The sequence below is a fragment of the Microbacterium aurugineum genome, from assembly GCF_023101205.1.
Lineage (GTDB): Bacteria > Actinomycetota > Actinomycetes > Actinomycetales > Microbacteriaceae > Microbacterium > Microbacterium aurugineum.
This window is the reverse complement of the sequence record NZ_CP078078.1, coordinates 1,378,816-1,405,583: the sequence shown is the minus strand read 5'-3', so window position 1 is coordinate 1,405,583 and position 26,768 is coordinate 1,378,816. Positions and strand designations below refer to the sequence as shown.

Genomic DNA, 26,768 nt, shown 5'->3' with positions numbered 1-26,768 from the left:
GTGGCGCGGAAGCCCCTTGACACCGCGCGCCGAGGGTGCCGTCGGCCTATGACCCGGGCTCGGCAGACCCCGCCGAGGCGACTTGAGCCCGCCACCACGGTGTCTCGATGAAACCGCGCTTCATGAAGACCAGCTCCATCGCCGCGTTCCAGCCTCTGACGCCCTTGAGGTGCGCGATGGTTCCGGTGAGGAAGTCGTGCAGCGTCTCGGTGCTCGGCAGGATGATCTCGCAGTAGAGCGAGTTCTCCTCGAGCGCGGCCGCGAGGAATCGCACGGACACGTGCTGCGCCAGAGTCTGCGCCACGGAAGCGATCCGCGACGGCTCGACCCGCAGGATCAGCAGGGTCTCCGCGCTCATGCCCAACGCCGACGCCGGCACCATGGTCACCGTGGTCAGGCACCCGGCGTTGCGCATGCGCTCATAGCGACGGCGCACACTGCTCTCGTTCATGTCGAGCGTGTCGCCGATCGACTGGAACGACGCGCGTCCGTTGTGGCGAAGCTCCTCCACGATGGCTCGATCGGCATCGTCGAAGTGCGTGGGATCGCACGTGTTCGGCGCCGGCATGTACGACTGCGGATCGCTCGCGGCTTCGGCATGGGCGTCATAGAGCTGTCGCCCCCAGTCGAAGCTCACCTTGTAGGTGTGCACGACCAGGTCGCTTCGCCAGCGTTCGACTCCCGGGATGGCCTGCAGATCCGTGAGCACGTGTGCATAGGTCGCCGAGTCGCCGGGGATGACGACCTCCGCGAAGACGTCGAACTTTCCGGTGACCAGGGTCACGAACCGCACGTACGGCGAGCCGATCAGCGCCTGCGCGACGGTCAGCTGCGATCCGGGCGTGCAATTGATCCGCACGAAGAAGGTCTCGACGTGCCCTTCGCTGCCCAGGGTCGGCACGATGCCCACCCGGACCAGCCCTTCGGCGAGCAGTTGCTGTCCGCGACGGGTCACAGTGGAGACGGGGGCCCCCGCGAACTCCGCGATCGACGTCCAGCTCGCCCGGCCGTCCTGCTGCAGAGCGACGACGATCCGTCGATCGAGATCGCTCACTTCCCTCGTCAGGTGAACGCTGCTCATCGGGTCGGCGGGTACACCCGGTGCAGGAACGAGCGCACGGTCTTCGTCCACGCCTCTGCCTCCTCGATCTGCGGGGAGTGCCCCGATTTCTCGAACACCACCATCTCGGAGTCCGGGATGAGATCGGCGATCGTCTGGCTACACGATACTGGCGTGATCCAGTCCGTCCGCCCCACCGTGATGAGTGTCGGCACACCGATCTCCGGCAGCCGCGGCTTGAGATCGTAGTTCGGGAGGTTCACCGAGAAGGCGTAGTTGTGCGCGCGATAGCGATACGGCGTCGCCTGCACTTTGCGTTCGGTGGCCTCCGGGTCGTAGACGAAGTCGTACAACGGGAGGATCTCGCGCCAGCAGTCCTTCAGGTCCTCGTCGTCGTACACCTGCCCGACGTCGATGCGGTCGAACTTCTCCATGTCGATCGTGACGCGGTCAGAGGCCAAGGCGTTCTCGCGCGCGAGGTGCGCGTTGGAGTTGTCGGGCGACGTGTCGCGCAGCACGATCGCGGCCACGCGCTCCGGATACCGCAGGGCGTATTCCATCGCCATGAACCCACCGTAGGAGCCACCCGCCATCACGATCTTCTCGGCACCGATCCACTCCCGCAGCCCGTCGATGTCCGCAGCCCACTGTTCATGGCTGTAGATCCCCTCGCCCTCGCTCACCCCGCTGCCGCGTGCATCGAACACCACGACGCGGTACTCGTCGGCGAGGCGGCCGAAGCTGGCGCGCGGTTCGGCGCGCGACCCGAGCCCCGGTGCGCCGTGATGGGTGATGATGACCGGCGCACCCTCAGGGCCGAGTACCTCGACGGCCAGGTGGTTTCCGTTGATCTCGACCCATTCGTGGTCACTGGTGGCTGCGGCGAACTCCGGGGACACCGGCGGGGTGGTCGTCATGGTTCTCTGTCTCTCTCTCGAATTCCGGGGCGTCAGAGCGCGATGGTGCAGTCGTCGAGGCTGCGGGGGAAGGAGGTCAACGGCTCGGCACCGGTGTCGGTCACGAGCATGCTGTCGCTGATGCGGTATCCGGCATGCCCCGGAACGTAGATGCCGGGCTCATTCGAGACGACCATGCCCGCTTCCAACAGTGTGGGATCGCCATCCTCCAGCCAGGGAGCCTCGTGCATGCCGAGGCCGATTCCGTGTCCCTGGCGGTGGCGGATGAACTCGCCCAGACCCGCATCGCGGATCACGTCGAGGCACAGCCGGTTCGCCTCACGGCATTCGAGCCCGGCGCGGATGGTCTCGCGTCCACGCAGCTGGGCCGCATGGACCGTGTCGTGATAGCGGCGTTGCTCCGCTGTGGGCTCGCCCAGCACGAAGGTGCGCTCGCCTTCGATGAAGCGACCACCGACTGCGCATCCCAGCGACAGCATGAAGGTGTCGCCGGCTTTGAGGCGGTTGACCGACGGAAGACCGTGCGGGAACGCGGAGTTCGCGCCCGAGTAGACGAGCCCACCAGCGAGCAGCGAGGCCACCACCACGTTGTGATGCTCGGCGTACATGATGCCCGTGCCTGCCGCGGTGACGTGACGTTCGAGTTCGGCCTCGGTCGGCAGGTCTCCCCCGGCGCCGATGGCCTCCGTCACCAGCGCCACACCGGCGTCGAGCATCCGATCGGTGATGCGAGCGGCCTCGCGGTGCAGCACGACTTCTTCGGGGAACTTCACGAAGCGGGTGCGGGTGACCAGGTCCGACCCGACGAGGTCTGCACCGGGCATCGCTTCCCGTGCAGCCACGAGTCGTGAATACGGCATGGTGGAGGTGAATCCCACCCTGCCCCGCGGTGTGACCGCACGGGCCAGCACCTCGAACGGTGCGACGACTCCGGGGAACTCGAAGAACGAGACCAGCTCCGCCCGGGAGGACTGGGACTGGGCGTACTCGCGCTCGAGCTCCGGCAGCAACATGACGACCCTGCCCGTCGCTTCGAGCCAGACCGCCACGGGGCGCTCGGACGGGTGGTGGAAGAAGCCGGTGAGGTACGCGATGTCCTCCGGACTGTCGGTGAGGAACGCGTCGAAGCCTTCCTCGGCCATGCGCTCGCGCACGCGTGTCTGCACACGGTCGAAGAACTCGGGGGCGAGTCGCTGGTCGAACTCGGTCATCACAGGCTCCTATCGGGCGAGGTGGCGCGGGTTGCGCGCGTCGTTGTAGGCGATCGAGAGCAGCGTGGCCGAGAGCACCAGGATCAGGATCGCGATCGAGGGGAAGAGCGTCAGCCACCAGGCGCTCACCATGGCACCGGCCTGCTGCGCTTCGTAGAGGATGCGCCCCCAGGACCAGGTGGTCGGATCCCCGAGGCCCAGGAAGGCGAGTCCCGCCGCCGAGAGCACCGCCCGCGACGCCGTCACGACCACCGAGACCACCACCACCGGTGTCACGGCGGGGAGGATGTGCTTCGTGATGATCCAGACCGGCGAGGTGGTCATCAGGCGCGAGGCATCGACGTAGGGCAGCCCGACGACGGTCAGCGCCTGTGAACGCACGAGTCGGGTCACTTCCGGCCACGAGAACGCCGCGACGACGAAGATGATCGTCGACGTGCTCGGCCCCACGAGCGCGGCGATGAGGATCATGAGCGGCAGCACCGGCAGCGAGAGCGTCATGTCGACGATCACGCTGATGACACTGTCGAGCTTGCGGAAGTAGGCGCCGAGCACGGCGATGATCGTGCCGAAGACGATCGCGATCAGTGAGGCGGCGACCGCGACGAGCACACTCTGCTGCGTGCCCCAGATCACTTCGGAGAACACGTCGCGCCCGAGGGCGTCGGTGCCGAACCAATGGTCGCTGCTCGGCGGCCGCAGCACGTCGGGGCCGTAGCTGGCCGGATAGGGCGCGATCAGCGGAGCAGCGAGCGCGACGATGACGAGCAGGATCAGAAGGCCGAGTGAGATCATCCCGAGCGGGTCACGGCGGAACGCGCGCCAGGTGTGCGCGCTCGCCCGTTCGCTGCCCGTGGCGGTCGGTTCACTCGGTGCGAGGGTCTCGGACGAGGGCATCGGAGCGGTCATGAGGTCTTCACTCTCGGGTCCAGGTAGCCGTAGATGATGTCGGTGATCGTGTTCGCGACCACGACGGTGATGGCGAGCATGAGGAAGGCCCCTTGCAGCACAGGGAAGTCGAGCTGGGTGACCGCCTCGTAGATGCCACGGCCGATACCGGGGTAGGCGAAGACGGTCTCGGTGAGCACCGCGCCCCCGACCAGGAATCCGAGCTGCAGGCCGATCAGCGTGGTCGTGGGAAGCAGCGCATTGCGCAGCGCGTGCTTCCAGAGAATGCGGCTGCCGCGGATGCCGTTCGCCTTGGCCAGGAGGATGTAGTCCTCCCCGAGCGTCTCGATGAGCGTCGACCGCATGGTGAGCACGTAGGAGCCGACTTGGATGAGCATGAGTGATACCGCGGGGAGGACGAGGTGCTGCGCGACGCTGAGGTACCAATCGAACCCGTAGGTGTTGTTGGTGTACGCACCGCCGATCGGGAACCAGCCGAGGTTCAGCCCGAACACGAACAACAGGAGGATCGCGACACTGGGGACGAACAGCGACTGTCCCGTGACACCGACGACCTGCACGGCCCTGTCGATGAGCCCTCCCTTGTGGGAGGCGGCGGCGACACCGAGCGGCACGCCGATGACGATGGTGAGCACCAAGGCTGTGACGGTCAGGAGCAGCGTCCACGGCAGCCGTTGCAGGAGCACGTCGGTCACCGGGATCGACTGCGTGAACGAGATTCCGAGGTTGCCCTGCAACAGCTGCCACATGTAGAGCCCGTACTGCACGATCAGGGGCTGGTCCAGCCCGTACTGCTCGAGGATGGTCGCCCGGATGTCGTCCGTCATGTTCGGGCTCGCCAGCGCCAGCGCCGGATCGCCGGGAAGCAGACGCAGGAGCAGGAACGTCACGGTCACGGCGAACCAGATCGTGAGCAGACCTCGACCTGCGCGACGGAGAATGAACGATGCTCGGGACACCCGGGCGACCTTCCTCGAGAGTGCAGTGGTGGTTACTCGACCGGGTACGCGCTCGCGAGCGAGAGCGGGTTCACGATCGAGAGCAGTTCGCTCGGCTTCGAGATGAAGCCGGCCCATTCATCGCTGGCCGCGAAGAACAGATTCTGCGTGTACATGATGTTGTCGTAGACCTGCTCGTGCACGATCTTGTTCGCCTCGCGCATGATCGAGATCTTCTCGTCTTCCTCGAAGGTGACCATGCCCTCCTCGATCAGCGCGTTGAGGTCGGGGTCGTCCACGTGGGTGTAGTTGATCGCTCCGCCGGGGAGGTACGAGAGCGCGAAGTTCGTCACCGGGTCGTCCATGATGGCGAAGTTGCCCGCATAGATGTCGTAGTCCCCCTCATTGGTCATCGAGAGGTAGGTGTTGCGCTCCGTGCCCTGCAGCTCGATCGTGATGCCGGCCTCCGCCGCACTGTCCTTCACCATCTGCGCCCACTGGCTGGTCACACTGTCCTGCAGCGAGTAGATCAGCCGGAACGAGAGGGGGAACTTGCCGCTCGCGTCCGCCGTGTAGCCGGCCTTCTCCATGAGGGAGCGTGACTTCTCGGGATCGAACTCGTACTCCTTCACCGAGTCGTCGTAGTACTTCGCGAGCACCGGCATCAGCGCACTCGAACCCGTCGAGACGGCCTGCCCCTGGAGCACCACGGTGCGGATCGCGTCGTAGTCGACCGCGTGGGCGAGCGCCTGGCGCACCTCGGTCTTCGCGAGGTCGGGTTTGTCCATGTTGTAGACCAGGTGGGCGTACCCGAGTCCCGGCGCCTCGATGACCTGCAGGCCGTCGGTGCTGCTGAGCTGTTCGACCTGCGCCGGCGGCAACGCGTTCGCGATCACGTCGATCTCGCCGCTCTGCAGCGCCAGGATCTCGGTGTTCACGTCGGGATACACGCGGTACACGACCTCTGCGGGTCCGGGCACTCCGCCCTCGACGAGCGGATAGTCCTCCACGCGCTCCAGGGTGTAGTGCTGGCCGACCTGGAAGTCGCTCATGATGAAGGGCCCCATGCCGACCCAGCCGCCGTCGCTGCCGTCGTTCGCGAACTCCGCGATCGACCCCTGCGGCTCGAACACGTGCTGCGGAACGACGACACCCCAGAACCCGATCTCCTCGATGATCGACGAGTCCGGCTGGGTGAGCGAGAGCTCGACCCTCGTGTCCGATACGGCGGTCGCCGTGTCGAGGTTGCCCAGCTGTCCGTAGAACGTGCCGGGTGCCTGGTCGCGCTTGACGGCGTTGAGCGTCCACGCGACGTCCTCGGCGGTCAGGGGCTCGCCGTCGCTCCAGGTCAGATCGTCGCGGATCTCGTAGAAGCCGGTGGTGTCATCCACGTAGCCCCAGTCGGTGGCGACATGCGCTTCCTTGGTGCCGTCGTCACTGATGCTCAGCAGATGCGGATACATCAGGTTCGTGATCCACGAGTCCGTGCGGCTGTTTCCGAGGACCGGATTGAAGTTCACGACGTCCGTCGTCGTGCCGATGCTGATCGTCTCGTCGCTGGGGCCGGAGGAGCCGGACGACTCCCCCGGTTCCGGCGCAGACGGGGCGCACGCGGCGAGACCGACGGCGAGAGCCGCGGCCGCACCGAGGGCGAGGAACTTGCTGTACTTCATCAGACCCAGACCTCCTCGAGTACGCGCAGGGTGTTCCCTCCGACGACGGCGCGAATCTCGTCGTCGGAGTAGTCGTGCTTCACGAGCCAGCCGATGATGTTGTAGAAGGCCTCGGCCGGGTTCTCGATGCCGTCGACGTACGGCTGCTTCTCGTAGTCGACGTTGGCGTGCGCCTGGCCGAGCGACAGGTTCGACGAGAACGCGTCGTGCAGGCCCACGTGATCGCCGAACAGCGTGTCGGGACCGAAGCTGACGTGCTCGAGGCCCACCAGGTCGACGCAGTACTGGAAGTGATCCATGACCGACTCCAGCGAGTGCCGCGGGTGCTGGGGCGAGATCGTCGTGTGCGGGGCCGCCTCGATACCGATCACGCCGCCGCGCTTCGCGCACTCGATGATCGTCTCATCGGTCTTCATGCGGTTCGTCGGCCACAGCCCGCGCGCACCGGCATGCGTGATGAACACCGGCTTGGTGGAGTGGGCGATCACGTCGAGGCACGTCTGGTCTCCGGAGTGGGAGATGTCGATCGCGATGCCGAGCTTGTTCATCCGCTCGACGGCGCGCTCGCCGAAGTACGTCAGTCCGCCGTCGCCGCGCTCCTTGAGCCCACCGCCGAGCATGTTGGCCTCGGAATAGGCGATGCCCATCTGACGCACGCCGAAGCCGTAGAGGACGTCGAGGCGGTCGACCTCGTTCTCGATCATCGTCGAGGCCTCGAGAGCGAAGATGTGTGCGACACGGCCGGTCTCTGCGGCGTGACGGATGTCCTTGATCGACTCGGCCTTGATCACGAAGTCCTGGTGTGCGAGGTCGGCCATGCGCACACCGAGGTCGAACAGCACGTCCTGGTACTTCCATCCGGCGTCACTGGAGATGCAGCAGGTGCCGTCCATGCCGTTGTCGAACACGGCCGTGAGACCCGAGCGGGCCAGGCCCTGGTAGGCGGTGGGTTCGCGGCCCTGGCGGATGTGGTCGCGCAGCTCGCCCATGTCCTCGGGGAACACCTGCACATGCTCGTGCAGGGAGATCACGGTCTCCTCGCGGAGCAGACGCTCGGTGCGTTCCTGCTGGGCGTCGCTCAGCCCGAGGTCATACGCCGGCACGCGGCCGATCTGCGGGGCGTAGCGGAACTCGCGGTAGTCCTTGCCGGCTTCGAGATAGTCGTACGCGGTGTAGCCGGTATACCGGCCAGCTTGTTCGAGCACGAATGCGCTCCTTCGGTTCGATGATGCGGGTGCCACTCCCAGTCGACGAGCGGGAGATTCCTCGAATCTGGAAGATTTCGGCACAGAAGTCAACCCTGGTGATTATCTTCGGCTGAAATGTTTCCTGTTCGAAACATTTCAGAGCCAGGATGCTGGCATGATGGCATCCATGGAGAACACATCCGCCCCCCAGAACGCCGTGGTCCTGGACGTGAAGGGACTCACCGTCACCCTCACCGGCGAGGGACGCCGGCACCGCGTGGTCGACGACATCGATCTCGTCGTGCGACGCGGCGAGGTGTTCGCGCTGCTCGGTGAGTCGGGCTCGGGCAAGTCGATGACCGCACGCGCGATCATGGGACTCCTCGACGACGGAGACGTCGAGGCGTCGACCATGTCGCTGAGCGGGACCGACCTCCTCTCCCTCTCCGCCGAGCAGCATCGACGCCTGCGTGGCGTGCGCGTCAGCCTGGTCATGCAGGATGCCCTTTCCGCTTTGAACCCGGTCCTCAGCATCGGCGAGCAGATCATCGACCTCATCCGCGCTCATCGCAGCATCGGCCGCCGCGCTGCCGAAGCACGCGCGGTCGAGCTGCTGACCCTCGTCGGTATCCCCACCCCCGACAAGCGCGTGCACGACTATCCGCACCAGTTCTCCGGCGGTCAGCGCCAGCGCATCCTGATCGCCATGGCGATCGCACTGGATCCTGATCTCATCATCGCGGATGAACCGACGACCGCGCTCGATGTGACGGTGCAGGCGCAGATCCTCGACCTGCTGCTCTCCTTGCGCGAGCGGCTGGGGATGGGCATCCTGCTCATCACGCACGATCTCGGTGTGGTGATGGAGGTCGCCGATCAGGTCGCGGTCATGCGCACGGGACGCATCGTGGAGTCAGGGTCCGCCGATGAGGTGCTGACGAAGCCGCAGCATCCGTACACGGTGCAGTTGCTGAACTCGATGCCGCGGGATGTGAGCGCCGCCGCAGAAGACGACGGTGGCGCCCCCATCCTCGAAGGACGCGGCCTGGAGCGCACGTTCCGCTCGGGCAGTGGTCGCCGCGCGCATCGCGTCGCCGCGGTCGCCGGCGTCGATCTCGAGCTCCGACAGGGCGAGATCCTGGCGGTCGTCGGCGAATCAGGCAGTGGCAAGTCCACACTGGCGCGCATGCTCGTGGGCCTGGATTCCCCGGACGCGGGCACCCTGCGCTACCGCGATCAGGACGTGACCAAGGGACGACTGCGCGACCGGAAGATCCTGCGACGCGGAGTGCAGATGGTGTTCCAAGACCCGTACCTGTCGCTGAATCCGCGGATGACCGTGCAGCAGATCATCGCGGAACCACTCGCCGCCACTCATACCGGGACACCGGCGACCCGACGTGCACGTGTCGCAGAGCTGCTCGAACTCGTGGGCCTGACTCCGGAGATGGGCTCGCGATTCCCCCACCAGTTCTCGGGCGGTCAACGTCAGCGGATCGGTATCGCGAGGGCGCTCGCCCTCGACCCCGACGTCCTGGTGTGCGACGAACCGGTGTCTGCACTGGATGTCTCGATCCGCGCGCAGATCATCGACCTGCTGTGCGACCTGCGTGAACGGCTGGGCATGTCGATCGTCTTCATCGCACACGACCTCTCGCTCGTGCGTCATATCGCCGATCGCGTCGCGGTGATGTACCTGGGCAACCTGGTCGAGATCGGAGACACAGAAGAGGTCTACCGTCGTCCCGAGCACCCGTACACGCGGTCGCTCCTTTCGGCGATCCCCCCGCAGACGCGCGCCGATCGCGGCATGCTCGCCCGTCGCACACGGCTGACGGCCTGAGCCCAACCCGGCGCCGGGTCAGCGGCCCGGTCGCACCGTGAGGTCGGTGATCTCCGCGTCGCGCGGGAGGTCGAGTGCGGTCAGGATCGTCGTGGCGACGGACTCCGGCGTGATGAAACGCTCGGCATCGTAGTCCTGCCCCTCCTGCTGATGCACGCGCTCCTGCATCGGGGTGGCCGTGCGCCCCGGGTAGATCGACGTGACGCGAACGCCGTGCTGCGCCTCTTCGGCCCGCAGCGCATCAGCGAGAGCGCGGAGCCCATGCTTCGACGCCGCATAGGCGGACCAGCCAGCGTGGGCGCGGAGTCCCGCACCGGAGTTCACGAACACGATCTGTCCCTGCGACACACGGAGGACCGGAAGCAGGAGACGTGTGAGCTCGGCGGGCGCGACGAGGTTCACCGCGAGCTGCTGCTCCCAGCGCGCGGGCGGCAGGTCGGCCACCGCGCCGAGATCGACGACTCCCGCGACATGGATCAGGGAATCGATGCGATCCGGGAGCTGCTGCTTCGAGAGCGCCCACGACAGACGGCCCGGTTGCGCGAGGTCGCCGACGAGCACACGAACGCCCGGTAGCGCCTCCGCGACCTCCCGGGCACGCCCGGCGTCGCGCACGAGGGCGACCACGTCATCCCCGCGATCCCGAAGACGACGGGCGAGGACCGCTCCGATGCCGGACCCTGCACCGGTGATGAGGTGCGTGGGCATGTCAGCTGGCGTCTGCGGCGGGCTCGACCACGTCGATCGGAACGACGGGGCAATCCTTCCAGAGACGCTCGAGGCCGTAGTACACGCGCTCTTCCTGATGGAAGACGTGCACGATCAGGTCTCCGAAGTCCAGTAGGACCCATCGGGCCTCCGCACGACCCTCGCGACGGACACGCTTGTGCCCCGACTCGATCAGACGGTCTTCGATCTCATCGGCGATAGCGGCGACGTTCCGCTCACTGTTCCCGGTGACGAGAAGGAAGATGTCGACGAGCGGGAGGGGCTCGGAGACGTTGAGCGCGACGAGGTCCTCACCGCCCTTGTCGACGGCGGCTTGTGCTGCGAGGAGCAGCATCTCTTCGGCAGTTTCAGGTGATTGCATCAAATCAATTTCGTGGTGAAGGCGATGACGAGAACGACGCCGATCGCGAGGGCGAGGCCGCCGGCGATGATGGCGAGGGTCACCATCAGTCGGTTCCCCTTCTCGGGGGCAGGAGGTCGGATGACCTCACCCGCGGGCTTGATGGTGCTGATCGCCGAACTCGCGGCGATCGGTGTGGGCGAGGACGCCGGCGGGAGCTCCCCGTCGATGAGGACCGCGTCGATGTCCTTGCCATCGGTCGTTCCGAGTGCATGTCCTTGCGAGCCCATGCCCTGCGGGAGCTCATAAGACCCGGTGACCAGGATCTCGCCCGTGGACGCGACGGGCCCCGAGAGCGACCCCTCCCCCGGCGACGGGGTGAAGATCAGAGCGTTCGGAGCGGAGTGCTGCGAACCGGTGGAGTCGCCGACGGCGAGCAGTTCGTCGAACGACGGACGGAACGGCGCATATGCATCGGAGGCATCCGCAAGGATTCCCTCGCCGAACGCGGAGTTGACCGTGGGACGCTCCTCGATGGGTTCGTCGTCAGCACCCACATCGGCCAAGACATCCTCATCGGCCGCCTGGTCGTCGCCGTCGGTCGTGAGACCGAGAACGGCTTCGACGTCGTCGGTCACGGGCTGTTCGGCCGGTTCTTCCGTGGCTTCGGCTTCGGTTTCGGCTTCGAGGGGGACCTCGCCCACGGCATCCGCCGCGACGGACGCACTGACCGGCGCCACGGCGACCTCGTCGTCCACATCATCGTCGTCGGCGTCGCCGGGCTCTTCGTTCACGGAGATGAAGGTCGGGATCCCCGAGACGATCTCCGCCGGCTCGTCCGCGCCGGCCGCCGTCTCAGACGGCTCTTCGACTTCGGCCTCTTCCGTGACCTCCGCCTCGACGACGGGTACCGACGCGGTCCGGACCTTCTCGAGCTCACGCGCTTGGCGCCGGGTCAGCGGGGCTTCACCGCGCTTCGACTCGACGCTGCCGCCTTCGTCGGCGTCGGAGGCCGACCGCGGTGCCGCGTCCGGTTCCGCCGCGGCGGACTCTTCGACCTCTGCGGGTGCGACGACAGGCGGCAGCGGCGGCGCGGGCGGTGCCGCTTCGGCCGCCGCAGCGGCTTCCTCCGAGGAGATCACCGGGGTGGAACCCGTCAACCGGATCTCTCGCAACTGCTTGCGCGTCAGCGGACCCTGCCCCTGCTGATCCGATGTACTCATGCCTTGCTCCGATACAGATGATGCTTCGCGATGTACTGTACGACCCCATCAGGGACCAGATACCAGACCGGCTGATCGTCGCGAACGCGTTCACGGCAGTCCGTCGACGAGATCGACAGCGCCGGCACTTCCAGTTGGCTGACGTTGTCGCTCGGGAGGCCGTCTGTGCTCAGGACATGTCCTGGCCGAGAGACCGCGACGAAGTGGGCCAACTCCCACAACTCATCATGGTCCCTCCAACTGAGAATTTGCGCCACGGCATCCGCGCCGGTGATGAAGAAGAGCTCCGCATCCGGCCGATCCTTCTTCAGGTCACGCAGCGTGTCGATCGTGTAGGTCGGACCCTCGCGGTCGACATCGACCCTGCTCACGGTGAACTGCGGGTTCGAAGCGGTGGCGATCACGGTCATCAGGTAGCGGTGTTCGCTCGGCGAGACGCCCGACTTCTGCCACGGGTGCCCGGTGGGGACGAAGACGACCTCATCGAGGCCGAAGGAGTTCGCAACCTCGCTCGCTGCGACCAGGTGGCCGTGATGGATGGGGTCGAACGTACCGCCCATCACGCCGATGCGCGGGGTGCGCGGGGTCGCAGCGTCGCTCATGGGGGCCTAGTGGCCGTGTCCCGCCTCGTGGCCGTCCTTGCCGTGCTTCGCCGCCCAGGCCTCCGCCTTCGCCGAGTGCCGGTTGGCGACGTTCTTGTAAGACAGGGTCACCAGCGCGAGGAAGGCGAACACGATCGCGGCGATGACCCCGAAGATCACCGTTTCGAGCGCGACGTTGCCGTGGTGCTCGGTTTCGGCAGCGGCCATCGCGATCTGTGCGACGAGGTTCATCCTGACTCCGTTTCGTGGCGTGCTGTTCGGGATCCTGTGAGGTACAGCGTCTCCCAGTCTAGCGCTCAGCCGCGGGTCTGCCCCGATCCACGCGCAAGCCATTTCGTGCTGGTCAGTTCGGCGAGGCCCATCGGTCCCCGCGCATGCAGCTTCTGGGTCGAGATGCCGACTTCCGCGCCGAAGCCGAACTCGCCGCCATCGGTGAAACGGGTGGAGGCATTCACCATCACGACAGCCGAGTCCACCTCCGCGAGGAAGCGCTCCGCATTGCGTGAATCCGTCGTGATGATGGACTCGGTGTGACCCGTGCTGTACCGACGGATGTGGTCGAGTGCCTCGTCGAGCGAGTCCACCACCTTCATCGCGATATCGAGGCTCAGGTACTCGGTGGCCCAGTCCTCCTCCGTGGCGGGGATCACGTTCGACATGAGACCCGCCACCACGTCGTCACCGTGGATCGCGACCCCCTCACTCTGCAGGGCGCTGGCCACCAGCGGCACGAGCCGCGGTGCCGCCTGTCGATGCACGAGCACCGTCTCCACCGCGTTGCACACGCTCGGCCGCTGCACCTTGGCGTTCACGACGATGTCGCGCGCCCACTCGTCGGGGGCGGTCTCGTCGAGCACGATGTGCACGTTCCCCGCTCCCGTCTCGATGACCGGCACGGTGGACTCCGTCACGACCGCCTCAATCAGGCCGGCGCTCCCCCGTGGGATCAGGACGTCGATGAACCCACGACCGTGCATGAGGGCCTTCGCTCCGTCGCGCCCGAAGTCGTCGACGGTCTGGATCGCCTCCGCCGTGAGTCCTCCCCGCTCGATCGCTCCGCGCATGACCTCGACGAGCACCGTGTTGGACTCGCGCGCGGCACTGCCACCTCGCAGCACCACGGCGTTTCCGGAGCGGAGTGCGAGCGCGGCGATGTCGACGGTCACGTTGGGACGCGCCTCGTAGATCGCGCCGACCACCCCGAACGGCACCCGCACCTGTTCGAGTGCCACCCCGTTGGGCATCCGGTGTCCGCCCACCACACGGCCGACCGGGTCGGGCAGCGAGGCGACCTCGCGCACGGCCGCGGCCAGCGCGGCGACGCGCTTCTCGTCGAGGCGCAGACGATCGATCAACGACTCCCCGATACCGTCCGCACGGCCACGTTCGATATCGCGACCGTTCGCTTCGATGATGCGCGGCGCAGCTTCCTGGAGCGCGACGGCGATCGCTTCGAGCACCCGGGCCTTGTCGTCGCTCGTGAGGGCTGCGGTGGCTCGGGAGGCCTCTTTGGCGCGCTCCAGGCGCACCTGCGGGGTCTGATCGGTCATCCGCCCAGTTTAGGAGGTGGCGGGTTCGAACCAGGTTCCTATTTCCGCACCGGAGAGTGCCTGATCCACCAGGTCGGCGCTGGTGACGAGGACGCCGATACCCGAGGCCGCGGCGAGGCGCGCTGCCGAGACCTTGGTGGCGGCGCCGCCGGTGCCGACGCTGTTGACCACGGTCGATCCGAATTCCAGTCCGGTGAGGTCGGCGTCAGGCGCGACGATGTCGATCGGCTCGGCGTCGGGGTCCGTCGGAGGCTTCGTGTACAGCGACTCGATGTCGCTGAGCAGGATGAGCGCGTCCGCCTCGATCAACTGGGCGACCAGGGCGCCGAGGCGGTCGTTGTCTCCGAACCGGATCTCCTGTGTGGCGACGGTGTCGTTCTCGTTCACGATCGGAAGGGTGCGCAGTCCGAGCAGACGCTCCATCGCACGTCGCGCATTGGAGCGCGAGGTGGGGTTCTCGAGGTCACCGGTCGTCAGGAGCACTTGTCCCGCGACGATGTCGAACGGGCGCAGCGATTCCTGATACCGATACAGGAGGATGTTCTGCCCCACGGCCGCCGCAGCCTGCTGCGTCGCGAGGTCGGTCGGACGCGCATCCAGCCGGAGGAACGGGATCCCGGACGCGATCGCCCCGGACGACACCAGCACGACCTCAGCACCACGCGCATGGGCAGCGGCCAAGGCCTCGACGATGACGGGGATCCGCCACGACGAGTCACCGCTGATCGACGATGAGCCGACTTTGACGACGATGCGGGACGCGGTCGCGAGATCCGCGCGGGTTCGTGCGGTCACTCGCCGTCCTCGCGGTATGCGGCGAGACGCTGCGCTTCCACCTCGGCACGCGCTTCCGCCTTGGCGTCCATGCGCTCGTAGTACTGCTCGCGGCGCTCCGACGTCGTCCGACGAGCGTTGGGGGCGAGGCGAGGGTCTGTTCCACGGGGAGCACTCATCAGCTCCGCGGCAGAGGACATGGTGGGCTCCCAGTCGAAGACGATGCTGTCGCCCTCGCCGATCACCACGGTCGAGCCCTGGACCGCGCCGAGGCGGAAGAGCTCATCCTCGACACCGAGCTTCTCCAGACGGTCGGCGAGGTATCCCACGGCCTCCTCGTTCTGGAAGTCGGTCTGCTGCACCCACCGCACCGGCTTCTCCCCCAGGATGCGGTACACGTTGCCGTACGTGCCACCCTCGACACGGATGGAGAAGTCCTTCTTGGATCCGCGCGGGCGGATGACCACGCGCTCCGGCGGCGTCTCGATCGCCGCTTCCGCGCGGTGCTTCTCGACGAGCTCACCCAGTGCGAAGGTGAGCGGACGCAGTCCCTCGTGCGAGACCGTGGAGATCTCGAACACCCGGAACCCGCGGGCCTCGAGGTCGGGACGCACCAGCTCAGCGAGATCGCGGGCTTCGGGGACGTCGACCTTGTTCAGCGCGACGAACTGCGGACGCTCGAGCAGAGGGGTCTGCCCTTCGGGAACCTCGTAGGCGCCGAGCTCGGCGAGGATGACGTCGAGATCCGAGATCGGGTCGCGTCCAGGCTCCAGCGTGGCGCAGTCGAGCACGTGCAGCAGTGCGGAGCACCGCTCGACGTGACGGAGGAACTCGAGACCGAGTCCGCGCCCCTCGCTCGCGCCCTCGATGAGACCGGGCACGTCGGCGACCGTGTAGCGGAAGTCGCCGACCTGGACGACTCCGAGGTTCGGGTGGAGCGTCGTGAACGGGTACTCGGCGATCTTCGGGCGGGCCGCGGAGATGGCACCGATCAGGCTCGACTTGCCCGCGGACGGGTACCCGACGAGAGCGATGTCGGCGACCGTCTTCAGCTCGAGGACGACGTCGCCCTCGTAGCCGGGAGTCCCGAGCAGGGCGAAGCCGGGAGCCTTGCGCTTCGGGGTGGCCAGCGCAGCGTTGCCGAGTCCGCCCATTCCCCCCTTGGCGACCACGAAACGCTCGCCGGGGATGATCATGTCGATCAGGACGTCACCTGCGGTGTTCTTCACCACGGTGCCGACCGGGACGGGGAGCTCGAGCGTCTCGCCCAGGAATCCGGATCGGTGATCGCCCATACCGGGGCCGCCGTTGCCGGAGGAGCGGTGCGGCGAGTGGTGGTAGGAGAGCAGCGTGCCGGTCTGCGGGTCGGCCACGAGGACGACGTCGCCGCCGTCACCGCCGTTGCCGCCATCCGGGCCGCCCAGCGGCTTGAACTTCTCGCGGTGCACGGAGACGCAGCCGTTGCCGCCCTTACCCGCACGAAGGTGCAGTGTGACGGTATCGACGAACGTGACCATGTCCTGGTTCCCCTGAGTTCCTGTGTTGTTTCGGTGTGCAGATACACGGACGGGGCGAGCCGAAGCCCGCCCCGAACCGGATGACTAGTGTCGCGCTGAGATCACTCAGCTGCAGCGACGATGTTGACGACCTTGCGGCCGCCCTTCGCGCCGAACTCGACCGCGCCTGCGGCCAGAGCGAACAGCGTGTCGTCGCCACCACGGCCGACGTTGACGCCGGGGTGGAAGTGCGTGCCGCGCTGACGGACGATGATCTCGCCGGCGAGAACCTGCTGACCGCCGAAGCGCTTCACGCCGAGGCGCTGAGCGTTGGAGTCACGACCGTTACGGGTTGAGCTTGCGCCCTTTTTATGTGCCATGTCCTAGTCCCCTCGGGCTTACTTGATGCCGGTGATCTTGACGCGCGTGAGCTCCTGGCGGTGGCCCTGACGCTTCTTGTAGCCGGTCTTGTTCTTGTACTTCTGGATGATGATCTTCGGGCCGCGGAGGTTGCCGATGACCTCAGCCGTGACCTTGACCTTCGCCAGCGAGTCAGCGTCGGTGGTCACCGTGGCGCCGTCGACGAGCAGCACAGCGGCCAGCTCGATCTTCTCGCCCTGGGCAGCCTTGACACGGTCGAGCTGAACGATCGTGCCGACCTCGACCTTCTCCTGCCGCCCACCGGCGCGCACTACTGCGTAAACCACTTCATACCTTGTTTCGTTGGGGAGCACTTCAGCTCCGAGAATGTCACGGGAAGACTGTTGCTTGCATGCGTCGCAGGACGACGGGCGCGAACGCAAGGCTCTCCGCCTCAACCGACGAGGAAGACGCGGCATACGCACCAAGGGACTACTTTACCGGATGCGGACCGGTGTCGCAAAGCCACGCCGACTCCGGCGGTTCTTGCTCGCGTTCCGCGTCCCGACCCGACGGCACGGTCGTAGGCTGACCAGGTGACCGTGCTCGTCGACTCCCCCCTCTGGCCCGCTCACGGACGCCTGTGGGCGCATCTGGTGAGCGATGAGAGCCTCGATGAGCTGCACGACTTCGCGAGGGCGCACGACGTCCCCGCGCGCGCCTTCGACCTCGATCACTACGACGTGCCGCAGGAGATGATCCCCCGACTCGTCGCCGCCGGCGCCCAGCAGGTGCAGGGCAAGGAGCTGGTGCGCCGGCTGATCGCGTCAGGACTCCGAGTCCGCGCCCGCGACCGGCGCTGACGGCTCGGAGTTCACCGACACCGGGGTGCCGGTCAGCGCCGCCGTGCTCACCCGACGGCGTCCTCGACCCTGCCCCGGAGCCTTCGGCTCGGGAAGCGCATCGAGCACCGAATCGAGAAGCTCTTCCGCAGGACTCTTGGGCCCCTTGCGATCCCCGCCGCGCTTCTTGCGTGCCTTCTTGGGGCGCTCCGCCGCCACGGGTGCCTCGTCCGCTGCGACCGGCGCCGGCGTCTCCGCCGTCCCATCCGCGGCGGGAGCGATGGTCGACGCCGCGATCTGAGCCAGCGCGGACTTCGCGCCCTCGGTGATGCTGTGGGTGACGTGCGGGGCCGCCGGAGCACTCTGGCTCTGACCGTTCCCGCCGTTGCCGCCGCGCTGGCGACGACCGCCCTGACCGTTTCCGTTGCTGCCGCCGTTGCTGTTGCCCGAGCGGTGCTTCACGACCGGATCATGATGCACGATGACGCCGCGGCCCGCGCAGACCTCGCACGCCTCGCTGAAGGTCTCGAGCAGGCCCAGACCGAGCTTCTTACGGGTCATCTGCACCAGACCGAGCGAGGTCACCTCGGCGACCTGGTGCTTCGTCCGGTCACGGCTCAGGCACTCGATCAGACGACGGAGCACGAGGTCACGGTTGGATTCCAGCACCATGTCGATGAAGTCGACCACGATGATGCCGCCGATGTCGCGCAGCCGCAGCTGGCGGACGATCTCCTCGGCCGCCTCGAGGTTGTTCTTGGTGACCGTCTCCTCGAGATTTCCCCCCGAGCCGACGAACTTGCCGGTGTTGACGTCGACGACCGTCATGGCCTCGGTCCGGTCGATCACGAGCGACCCACCCGAGGGCAGCCAGACCTTGCGGTCGAGGGCCTTCTCGATCTGCTCCGTGATGCGGAAGGCATCGAACGGGTCCGTCTCGTCTTCGTACGCCTCGACCCGCTCGAGCAGATCGGGGGCGACGCTCTCCAGGTAGGCGCGGATCGTCTGCTGCGCGTCCTCCCCCTGGATCAGCATCTTCGTGAAGTCCTCGTTGAAGACGTCACGCACGATCTTGACGAGCAGGTCCGGCTCGGCGTGCAGGAGCGCAGGCGCCTGCTGGCTCTCGACCTGCTTCTGGATGTGCTCCCACTGCGAGGTGAGACGCTGCACGTCGCGCGTGAGCTGGTCTTCGGTCGCTCCTTCGGCCGCGGTGCGGACGATCACGCCGGAGGACTCGGGGAGGACCTCCTTGAGGATGCGCTTGAGGCGCGCCCTCTCGTTGTCGGGGAGCTTTCGGCTGATGCCGTTCATCGACCCGCCGGGGACGTACACGAGGTAGCGGCCGGGGAGGGAGATCTGGCTCGTCAGGCGCGCGCCCTTGTGTCCGACCGGATCCTTCGTGACCTGCACGAGCACACGGTCACCCGGCTTCAGTGCGAGCTCGATGCGCCGCGGCTGATTGCCCGTCTCGACGCCGTCCCAGTCGACCTCACCCGAGTAGAGCACGGCGTTGCGACCGCGACCGATGTCGACGAACGCGGCCTCCATGCTCGGCAGCACGTTCTGGACACGACCCAGGTACACATTGCCGATCAGCGACGCATCCTGGTTGCGGGCGACGTAGTGCTCGACGAGGACGCCGTCTTCCAGTACACCGATCTGCGTGCGACCGTTCTTGGAGCGCACGACCATCTTGCGGTCGACGGACTCGCGGCGCGCGAGGAATTCGGCCTCGGTCACGACCGGACGACGACGGCCGGCGTCGCGCCCATCGCGGCGGCGCTGCTTCTTCGCCTCGAGACGGGTCGAACCCTTGATGGCCTTCGGCTCCGTTATGTACTCGACGACACGCTGACGCTGGCGCGGCTCGTCGCGCTGGTCATCCCCGTCCGAGCCGCCACGACGGCGACGTCCGCGACCGCGCGGCGCGGACTCGTCTTGCGGCTGATCGCGGTCGGCGATGCGGTCGAAGACGCGCTCGCGACCGGGACGCGCCGGCAGCGGCACGATCTCCGGAGCGTAGAAGTGCAGCTGGGTGGAGACCTGCGAGACGAAGACCTCGGGCAGCAGGCCCAGCGACACAGCGGTCACCGGAGCCGGCGCCTCGGGAGCAGCAGCCTCGGGGGCAGCTGTCTCGGCGGCAGCAGCGGGCGCTTCCTCGACAGGGGGTTCGTCCGTCGAGGGCTTCTCCTCCGCCGGCTCCGTCATCGCAACCTGCTCATCGGCAGCGGCCTCGGCCACGGCACTCTCGCCAGCGTCGGAGGAGCTCTCGGAGTCAGTACTCTCGGAGTCAGTGCCCTCACGTGCCTCGTCGTGATCGGCGGCATCGCGTGCGACCGCATCCGCCGCGTCATCGGCGGCGGCTGCGGCGTCCTCGGCGGCGGCGTACCCTGCGGCGACATCGTCCGCGGCAGCGTCCGCAGCGGCATCGGCTGCGTCTGCGGCGGCCTCCGTTGCCGCGGCGTCGTCGCTCGAAGACCCGGTGAGCTCGTCGGCCTCCGGAGCAGCGGGCTCCGTCAGCGCATCCGCGGCGTCAGCCGGGAGATCGAGGGCAGGTACGTTGTTGTCATTGTTCTCATCGGCCATCTCTGGCTTACTCCCTGCACGGAGCACTGGGTGCTCCATGAAATCTCATGCGGTACCCGCGGGTTCCGCGAACTCACTCGGTGTGCGACCGGCTCATGGCTCTGATCGCGTGGGGCATAGGACCCCGAAGTCTGCGTCGACGCGTGTCGCGGCGGGGCCGTTCATCGCGTCACAGGCCATTATCGCACCAAGTGGCCCCGTTCATGGCATCAGGTCGTGACCAGCGCGTTTTCTCCGGCCTGTTGTCGTCCTATCCATAGCCGCCGCTGAGATAATCGCCCGTATGAGCGAGCAGCGCACCCGCCCCGTCTTCTATGCCGTGTGGTTGATCATCGCGAGCGTCATCGGGTGGTTCGCCGCTTTCGAGCTGACCGTCGAGAAGTTCGCACTGCTGGAGAACCCGAAGGAAGCCCTCGCCTGCGACTTGAGCCCCTTCATCCAGTGCAGCACGAACCTGGAGTCGTGGCAGGGATCGGTCTTCGGCTTCCCCAACCCGATCATGGGCCTCACCGGATGGATGGCGCCCCTGGTGGTGGGCGTCGCGATCCTCGCCGGCGCACGGTTCCCCCGCTGGTTCTGGGCGGCGTTCGGACTCGGCATCACGTTCGCCTTCGGCCTCGTGTGCTGGCTCATCGGCCAGAGCCTCTACGACCTTTTCGTCCTCTGCCCTTGGTGCATGGTCACGTGGGCAGTCACGATCCCCACCTTCTTCGCGACGATGGTCCATCTGACCCGCAACGGCACGTTCACCCGGAACGAGAAGGTCATGGCCCGCGCCGACACGCTCATGCCGTGGGTGCCGCTCGCCACGATCGTCGCCTATGCGCTGATCATCCTCCTCGCACAGCTCCAGGGGCTCGACTTCCTGGGCGAGATGAGCAGGATCCTCTTCTGATCCGCGGTCTCCGCAGACGAGAAGCCCGCCCGCCGAGATTCGGCGGGCGGGCTTTTCGTCGGCGTGCGGGCGGACGGACTCAGTCGAACCAGATGCCGAGCTCGCGTGCAGCCGACTCGGGGCTGTCCGAGCCGTGCACGAGGTTCTGCTGCACGGGGAGTCCCCAGTCGCGGCCGAAGTCTCCGCGGATCGTGCCGGGCGCGGCGGTCGTCGGGTCGGTGGTTCCCGCGAGCGAGCGGAATCCTTCGATCACCCGGTTACCCGCGAGACGGATCGCGACGGACGGGCCGGAGAGCATGAACTCCAGCAGCGGCTCGTAGAACGGCTTGCCCTCGTGCTCGGCGTAGTGCTCGGCGAGAAGGTCGCGGTCGGGCTCCACCAAGCGGATGTCGACGAGGGCGTACCCCTTCGCCTCGATGCGGGCGAGGATCGCGCCGGTGAGGCCGCGGGCGACGCCATCGGGCTTGACGAGGACGAGGGTTTCTTCGGTGGCCATGTCATTCACTCTCTGTCTGAGTCTCGGTCGTGGGAGCCGCGGAACGTCGTGCGTCCAATCGAGCCCCTCCGATGGTCGCATACGCCCACATGCCGCCGAAAATCAGGACGACCAGCAGGATCGCCGGCACGAAGAACGCCGACAGGGCGACGAGGGCCTGGACGACCCATCCGGCGGTGAGTGCCCACGGCTTCGTGATCATGCCGGCGATGAGGATGCACACGAGAGCGAGGACCGCCCCGCCGACGATCCCCCACCACTGCTCGATGCCCTCGGGAAGCTGTCGCAGCCCGAAGATCGTGAGCCCGACCAGGAACACCACGATCGCCTCGAACCCCAGCACGACGGGCGCGAGCTTCTGCACGAGGGTGCGCGGCGGCCGAGGCGAGCGCGCGGCAGGCGCATCGGCGGTCATGCGCGCCACCCCGACTTCCAGTCCTCTTCCTCGGCCAGGGCGATCGCCTCGCCGGCGAGCACGACGGAACCTGCGATGATCACGGCACGACGATCGGAGGATGCGGCCCACTCACGGGCGGCGTCGGCGGCGTCGGCGAGCGAGTCGTGCACGGTCGCACGCTGTCCGGTCTGCTCGACGAGGTCGGCGATCGCATCCGCGTCGCTCGCGCGATCGGACTCCGGAGCGGTGGCGAACACGTGCGCGGCCCGTGGTGCCAGCTCCGCGACGATGCCCGCGGCGTCCTTGTCGGCGAGTACGCCGAGCACGAGACCCCACTCATCGAAGTCGAAGCTGTCGTCCAGAGCCTGCGCGAGCGCCTTGGCACCGTGCGGGTTGTGGGCGGCATCGACGATCACGGTCGGCGCGATGCCGAGCAGCTGCAACCGGCCGGGCGACGTCGTGCCCTGCAGGCCGTCAGAGATGATGTCCGGGGCGATCGCCTGAGACGCACCGCCGATCAGCGATTCCACGGCGGCGACGGCGAGTGCGGCGTTGTGACCCTGGTGAGCGCCGTACAGCGGGAGGTACTCCTCGGCGTATTCCCCGGCCAGTCCCCGGACGCTGAGCAGCTGTCCCCCGACCGCGAGCTTCTGCTCGGTGAGACCGAACTCCTCGCCCTCGAACGCGATGGTCGCGTTGCGCTCGGCCGCCACTCGGCGCAGGACCTCAGCGGCCTCCGGGGGCTGCTGCGCGGATACGACCGCGGCACCTTCCTTGATGATGCCGGCCTTGGTCTGCGCGATCTCCGCGATCGTCCCGCCCAGGCGGTCCGCGTGGTCGATGTCGATCGGCGCGAACACCGCGACGTCGCCGTCTGCCGTGTTCGTGGAATCCCACTCACCGCCCATGCCCACCTCGAGCACCAGCACGTCGACGGGAGCATCCGCCACCGCGACGAAGGCCAGCACCGTGAGCAGCTCGAAGAACGTCAGCGGCGCGTCTCCCGCGGCCTCGAACTCGGCGTCCACGATGTCGACGAACGGCTCGATCTCGTCCCACGCATCCGCCACCGCCTCGTCGGAGATCGGCTCTCCGTCGATCATGATCCGCTCCGTGAAGCGCTCGAGGTGCGGGCTGGTGAACAGCCCCGTCCGCAAGCCGTGCGCGCGCAGGAGGCTCTCGATCATCCGTGCCGTCGACGTCTTGCCGTTCGTGCCGGTGAGGTGCACGACGCGATAGGTGCGCTGCGGGTCGTCGAGGAAGGCGAGGATGCGCGCGGTGCGCTCCTTGCGAGGCTGCACCCACCGCTCGCCCGCCCTGCTCAGCAGCGCGTCGTAGACGGCATCCGCCCGTTCCCTGTCACTCATGCGCCTGCTCCGATCCTGGTGACGGCGATCGTGAAGTCGCCACGGTTGGCGTAGGTCCCGCTCGGGATGTCCGCCGTGAACTCGGCGGCGGGAAGCACGGCGTCGTCACGGTGAAGCGCGTGCTCCAACGCGAGGGTCTCCCCCGCGACATCGGCGACCTCGAAGGCGGCTGCCACCGCATCCGCGTCCTCGGCACTCGCGAAACGCAGTTCCAGGCGGATGCGGTCGCTGACGTCGAAGTCCGCGTTCTTGCGGGTCTCCTGCACGGCGCGGATGACGTCGCGGGCCAGTCCCTCGGCCTCCAGGTCGGGCGTCGTCTGCGTGTCGAGCAGGACGAACCCTCCGCTCGGGACGATCGCGAGCGCTTCGCCGTCGGGACGACCCGTCGTCTCGAGCACGAGCTCGTACTCCGCCGGCTCCAGCGCGATGCCGCCGGCGATGACCACGCCGTCCACTTCGTGCCAGTCGCCCGAGCGTGCGGCCTGGATCGCCTTCTGCACGTCCTTGCCGAGGCGCGGACCGGCCGCGCGAGCGTTCACACTCAGTCGATGGTCGATGCCGTACTCGACCGCGGTCGTGTCCGTGAGCGGCACGACCTCGACGGATTTGACGTTGAGCTCCTCGCGGAGGATGTCCTCGAACTGCCCGAGTGTCCCCGCGAGCGGCGACACGACGGTGAGGCGCGCGAGCGGCAGACGCACGCGGAGCTTCTCCTTCTTGCGCAGGGCGTTGCCGACGCTGGAGAGTTCGCGGACCGCATCCATCGCGTCGCGGATCTCGTCCGCGGCCGGGTACTGCGCGTCGTCGGGCCAGTCGGTCAGGTGCACGCTGCGTCCGCCGGTGAGCCCCTGCCACACGCGCTCGCTGACGAGCGGCACGAGGGGTGCCGCCACGCGGGTGAGCGTCTCGAGCACGGTGTAGAGCGTGTCGAAGGCCTCACGGCTCTTCGGATCCTCCGTGACGCCGGTCCAGAAGCGATCACGGGAGCGACGGATGTACCAGTTGGTCAGCACCTCGGCGAAGTCACGCAGACGCGCGGAGGCGGTGGTCGAGTCGAGACCCTCCAGATCCGCACGTACCTCGCGGACCAGATCGCCGAGCCTGGCGAGGATGTAGCGGTCGAGGACATCCGAGGAGTCCGTGCGCCAGGACGCCTCGTACCCGTCGGCGCCGGAGGCATTGGCGTAGGTCGCGAAGAAGTACCAGGAGTTCCACAGCGGCAGCAGGAACTCGCGGACGCCCGAGCGGATGCCCTCCTCGGTGACCGCGAGGTTTCCGCCTCGCAGCACCGAGCTCGACATCAGGAACCAGCGCATCGCGTCGGAGCCGTCTCGGTCGAGCACCTCGGACACGTCCGGGTAGTTGCGCAGTGACTTCGACATCTTGTAGCCGTCGCTGCCGAGCACGATGCCGTGACAGCTGACCCCCGTGAACGCCGGGCGGTCGAACAGCGCGGTCGAGAGCACGTGCATGACGTAGAACCAGCCGCGGGTCTGGCCGATGTACTCCACGATGAAGTCCGCCGGTGAGTGCGAGTCGAACCACTCCTGGTTCTCGAACGGATAGTGCACCTGCGCGTATGGCATCGATCCCGAGTCGAACCACACGTCGAAGACGTCCTCGATACGGCGCATCGTGCTCTTGCCCGTCGGGTCGTCCGGATTCGGACGCGTCAGGGCGTCGATGTAGGGGCGGTGCAGGTCGATCTCGCCCTCAGGGTTGCGCGGCAGCGTCCCGAAGTCCCGTTCGAGATCTTCCAGGGACCCATAGGCGTCGACGCGCGGGTACTCCGGGTCGTCGCTCTTCCAGATCGGGATCGGAGAACCCCAGTAGCGGTTGCGGCTGATCGACCAGTCGCGGGCGCCCTCGAGCCACTTGCCGAACTGTCCGTGCTTGACGTTCTCGGGCACCCAGGTGATCTGCTCGTTGTTCGCGAGCAGGTCGTCCTTGATGTCGGTCACCCGGATGAACCAGCTCGACACGGCCTTGTAGATCAGGGGGTTCCGGCAGCGCCAGCAGTGGGGGTACGAGTGCTCGTAGCTCTGGAGCCGGATGAGGCGGCCGTGCTCCCGGATCAGGCGCACCAGCGGCGTGTTCGCCTCCATCCACAACTGACCCGCGACATCGGTGACGTTCGGGAGGAACCGGCCACCGTCGTCCAGCGAGAGGATCGTGGGGATGCCGGCAGCGCCCGCGACCCGCTGGTCGTCCTCACCGTAGGCCGGAGCCTGGTGGACGATGCCCGTGCCGTCGCTCACGGTGACGTAGTCGTCGACCAGGATCCGCCAGGCGTTCTCGGTGCCGTAGGTCTCGGCGTCGGCGTAGTAGTCGAAGAGGCGGTCGTACGTGACGTCCTGCAACTGCGCGCCACGCACGGTCGCGTCCACCGCGGCGAGCGCGTCCTCGGTGCTCTCGTAGCCGAGGTCCTTGGCATAGCCGCCGAGGAGGTCACGGGCGAGGAGGTAGCGATGTGCGGAGGACTCGATGGCGGCATCCTCGGTCCCCGCCGTCTGATGGACGTCGGCGGCACCTGCCGGTCCCGCGGGGAGCACCACGTACTCGATGTCGGGACCGACGGCGAGCGCGACGTTGGTCGGCAGGGTCCAAGGCGTGGTCGTCCAGGCGAGGGCACGGACGCCCGTGAGTCCGAGCGCTTCGGCCTTGGCTCCCGTGAGCGGGAAGGTCACCGTGACGGACGGATCCTGGCGCATCTGGTACACGTCGTCGTCCATGCGCAGCTCATGGGCGCTGAGCGGCGTCTCGTCTCGCCAGCAGTACGGCAGGACGCGGTATCCCTCGTACGCGAGGCCCTTGTCGTACAGGGTCTTGAACGCCCAGAGCACGCTCTCCATGTACCCGAGGTCGAGCGTCTTGTAGCCGCGGTCGAAGTCGACCCAGCGCGCCTGGCGGGTGACGTAGTCCTGCCACTCGCGCGTGTACGTGAGCACCGAGTCCTTCGCCTTCGCGTTGAAGACGTCGATGCCCATGTCCTCGATCTCCGACTTCTCGGTGATGCCGAGCTGCTTCATGGCCTCGAGCTCGGCCGGCAGACCGTGGGTGTCCCATCCGAAGACCCGATCGACCTTGTGGCCGGTCATGGTCTGGAAGCGCGGGAAGACGTCCTTGGCGTAGCCGGTCAGGAGGTGTCCGTAGTGCGGCAGGCCGTTCGCGAACGGCGGACCGTCGTAGAACACCCATTCCGGTGCGCCCTCACGCTGCTCGATCGAGGCGCGGAAGGTGTCGTCGGACTTCCAGAACGCGAGCACCTCTTCCTCGATCTGCGGGAAGCGGGGGCTGGGCGCGACGGAGTCGGCGGCGGGGCCGAAGGAGGAACGGGGGTAGGTCATCGTGTCTCGCAGTGTTCGTCGTGGCG

General features: G+C 67.3%; 25 protein-coding genes. 3 read left to right on the top strand and 22 right to left on the bottom strand.

What is annotated here, in order from left to right; genetic code table 11:
- Positions 1-46: 46 nt before the first annotated feature.
- From KV397_RS06820 to KV397_RS06790, 7 genes are read right to left on the bottom strand one after another with little or no spacing between them, the layout of a single operon-like run.
- Positions 47-1,054 carry an Lrp/AsnC family transcriptional regulator gene (locus tag KV397_RS06820; RefSeq protein WP_227991675.1) on the bottom strand — a complete coding sequence of 336 codons (1,008 nt, stop codon included), beginning with the start codon at positions 1,052-1,054 and terminating at the stop codon, positions 47-49.
- 23 nt (positions 1,055-1,077) lie between these two features.
- Entirely contained in the window at positions 1,078-1,977 is a 900-nt protein-coding gene (locus KV397_RS06815) for an alpha/beta fold hydrolase (RefSeq protein ID WP_232761693.1), read from the bottom strand.
- Between the two features lie 32 nt (positions 1,978-2,009).
- On the bottom strand, positions 2,010-3,188 hold the full coding sequence (locus KV397_RS06810; protein WP_261812490.1) for a M24 family metallopeptidase: 1,179 nt from the start codon (positions 3,186-3,188) through the stop codon (positions 2,010-2,012).
- Positions 3,189-3,197: 9 nt separating this feature from the next.
- Positions 3,198-4,097: an ABC transporter permease gene (locus KV397_RS06805; RefSeq protein ID WP_261812489.1), complete on the bottom strand. Its 900-nt coding sequence runs from the start codon at positions 4,095-4,097 to the stop codon at positions 3,198-3,200.
- Positions 4,094-5,056, bottom strand: coding sequence for an ABC transporter permease (locus tag KV397_RS06800; RefSeq protein WP_261812488.1), 963 nt, complete (start codon positions 5,054-5,056; stop codon positions 4,094-4,096). Before KV397_RS06800 ends, KV397_RS06805 begins: the two co-directional genes overlap by 4 nt.
- 32 nt (positions 5,057-5,088) lie before the next feature.
- Positions 5,089-6,708 (bottom strand): ABC transporter substrate-binding protein, encoded by a 1,620-nt coding sequence (locus KV397_RS06795; RefSeq protein ID WP_261812487.1) that lies wholly within the window; start codon positions 6,706-6,708, stop codon positions 5,089-5,091.
- The gene (locus tag KV397_RS06790) at positions 6,708-7,913 is read right to left on the bottom strand and encodes a dipeptidase (protein WP_131491222.1); all 1,206 of its coding nucleotides are present in this window, start codon (positions 7,911-7,913) and stop codon (positions 6,708-6,710) included. Before KV397_RS06790 ends, KV397_RS06795 begins: the two co-directional genes overlap by 1 nt.
- Positions 7,914-8,070: 157 nt before the next feature.
- Between KV397_RS06790 and KV397_RS06785 the strand changes: the two genes are divergently transcribed.
- Positions 8,071-9,738 (top strand): dipeptide ABC transporter ATP-binding protein, encoded by a 1,668-nt coding sequence (locus tag KV397_RS06785; protein ID WP_261812486.1) that lies wholly within the window; start codon positions 8,071-8,073, stop codon positions 9,736-9,738.
- Positions 9,739-9,756: 18 nt separating this feature from the next.
- Here KV397_RS06785 and KV397_RS06780 read toward each other — a convergent pair whose 3' ends face one another.
- The 10 genes from KV397_RS06780 to rplU form a co-directional block, all read right to left on the bottom strand.
- Positions 9,757-10,446 carry an SDR family oxidoreductase gene (locus KV397_RS06780; protein ID WP_261812485.1) on the bottom strand — a complete coding sequence of 230 codons (690 nt, stop codon included), beginning with the start codon at positions 10,444-10,446 and terminating at the stop codon, positions 9,757-9,759.
- A gap of 1 nt (position 10,447) precedes the next feature.
- Entirely contained in the window at positions 10,448-10,828 is a 381-nt protein-coding gene (gene rsfS / locus KV397_RS06775; protein ID WP_261812484.1) for a ribosome silencing factor, read from the bottom strand.
- Complete coding sequence (locus tag KV397_RS06770) at positions 10,828-12,030, bottom strand: hypothetical protein (protein ID WP_261812483.1); 1,203 nt, start codon at positions 12,028-12,030, stop codon at positions 10,828-10,830. Before KV397_RS06770 ends, rsfS begins: the two co-directional genes overlap by 1 nt.
- On the bottom strand, positions 12,027-12,632 hold the full coding sequence (nadD, locus tag KV397_RS06765; RefSeq protein WP_047519877.1) for a nicotinate-nucleotide adenylyltransferase: 606 nt from the start codon (positions 12,630-12,632) through the stop codon (positions 12,027-12,029). The genes KV397_RS06770 and nadD overlap by 4 nt, the downstream gene beginning before the upstream one ends.
- Before the next feature lie 6 nt (positions 12,633-12,638).
- Positions 12,639-12,863, bottom strand: a complete 225-nt coding sequence (locus KV397_RS06760; RefSeq protein ID WP_047519875.1) for a hypothetical protein — start codon at positions 12,861-12,863, stop codon at positions 12,639-12,641.
- A 65-nt stretch (positions 12,864-12,928) separates the two neighbouring features.
- Positions 12,929-14,182 (bottom strand): glutamate-5-semialdehyde dehydrogenase, encoded by a 1,254-nt coding sequence (locus KV397_RS06755; RefSeq protein WP_131491226.1) that lies wholly within the window; start codon positions 14,180-14,182, stop codon positions 12,929-12,931.
- Between the two features lie 9 nt (positions 14,183-14,191).
- A complete protein-coding gene (proB, locus tag KV397_RS06750; protein WP_047519871.1) occupies positions 14,192-14,977 on the bottom strand; it encodes a glutamate 5-kinase in 786 nt (261 codons plus the stop codon).
- Positions 14,974-16,473, bottom strand: coding sequence for a GTPase ObgE (gene obgE, locus KV397_RS06745; RefSeq protein WP_153244334.1), 1,500 nt, complete (start codon positions 16,471-16,473; stop codon positions 14,974-14,976). Before obgE ends, proB begins: the two co-directional genes overlap by 4 nt.
- A 101-nt stretch (positions 16,474-16,574) precedes the next feature.
- The gene (gene rpmA, locus KV397_RS06740) at positions 16,575-16,832 is read right to left on the bottom strand and encodes a 50S ribosomal protein L27 (protein ID WP_017202370.1); all 258 of its coding nucleotides are present in this window, start codon (positions 16,830-16,832) and stop codon (positions 16,575-16,577) included.
- An 18-nt stretch (positions 16,833-16,850) separates the two neighbouring features.
- On the bottom strand, positions 16,851-17,159 hold the full coding sequence (gene rplU, locus KV397_RS06735) for a 50S ribosomal protein L21 (RefSeq protein ID WP_028501602.1): 309 nt from the start codon (positions 17,157-17,159) through the stop codon (positions 16,851-16,853).
- A 249-nt stretch (positions 17,160-17,408) separates the two neighbouring features.
- Between rplU and KV397_RS06730 the strand changes: the two genes are divergently transcribed.
- Positions 17,409-17,675, top strand: coding sequence for a DUF4031 domain-containing protein (locus KV397_RS06730; RefSeq protein WP_232761685.1), 267 nt, complete (start codon positions 17,409-17,411; stop codon positions 17,673-17,675).
- On the opposite strand, the gene KV397_RS06725 is transcribed toward KV397_RS06730, so the two are convergent.
- Positions 17,640-20,240 carry an Rne/Rng family ribonuclease gene (locus KV397_RS06725; RefSeq protein WP_261812482.1) on the bottom strand — a complete coding sequence of 867 codons (2,601 nt, stop codon included), beginning with the start codon at positions 20,238-20,240 and terminating at the stop codon, positions 17,640-17,642. The two genes, KV397_RS06730 and KV397_RS06725, sit on opposite strands and share 36 nt — an antisense overlap.
- A gap of 283 nt (positions 20,241-20,523) precedes the next feature.
- Here KV397_RS06725 and KV397_RS06720 point away from each other — a divergent pair, with 283 nt between their 5' ends.
- The gene (locus KV397_RS06720) at positions 20,524-21,135 is read left to right on the top strand and encodes a vitamin K epoxide reductase family protein (protein ID WP_131491229.1); all 612 of its coding nucleotides are present in this window, start codon (positions 20,524-20,526) and stop codon (positions 21,133-21,135) included.
- 79 nt (positions 21,136-21,214) lie between these two features.
- Here the strand turns inward: KV397_RS06720 and ndk are convergent, their stop codons facing one another.
- Genes ndk through ileS form a run of 4 tightly spaced genes read right to left on the bottom strand, consistent with a single transcriptional unit; the run spans position 21,215 to position 26,742 of the window.
- A complete protein-coding gene (ndk, locus tag KV397_RS06715) occupies positions 21,215-21,631 on the bottom strand; it encodes a nucleoside-diphosphate kinase (protein WP_047524000.1) in 417 nt (138 codons plus the stop codon).
- A 1-nt stretch (position 21,632) separates the two neighbouring features.
- A complete protein-coding gene (locus KV397_RS06710; RefSeq protein ID WP_231555074.1) occupies positions 21,633-22,046 on the bottom strand; it encodes a DUF4233 domain-containing protein in 414 nt (137 codons plus the stop codon).
- Positions 22,043-23,395, bottom strand: coding sequence for a bifunctional folylpolyglutamate synthase/dihydrofolate synthase (locus KV397_RS06705; protein ID WP_047524002.1), 1,353 nt, complete (start codon positions 23,393-23,395; stop codon positions 22,043-22,045). The genes KV397_RS06710 and KV397_RS06705 overlap by 4 nt, the downstream gene beginning before the upstream one ends.
- Positions 23,392-26,742, bottom strand: a complete 3,351-nt coding sequence (ileS, locus tag KV397_RS06700) for an isoleucine--tRNA ligase (protein ID WP_261812481.1) — start codon at positions 26,740-26,742, stop codon at positions 23,392-23,394. The genes KV397_RS06705 and ileS overlap by 4 nt, the downstream gene beginning before the upstream one ends.
- Positions 26,743-26,768: the final 26 nt, after the last annotated feature.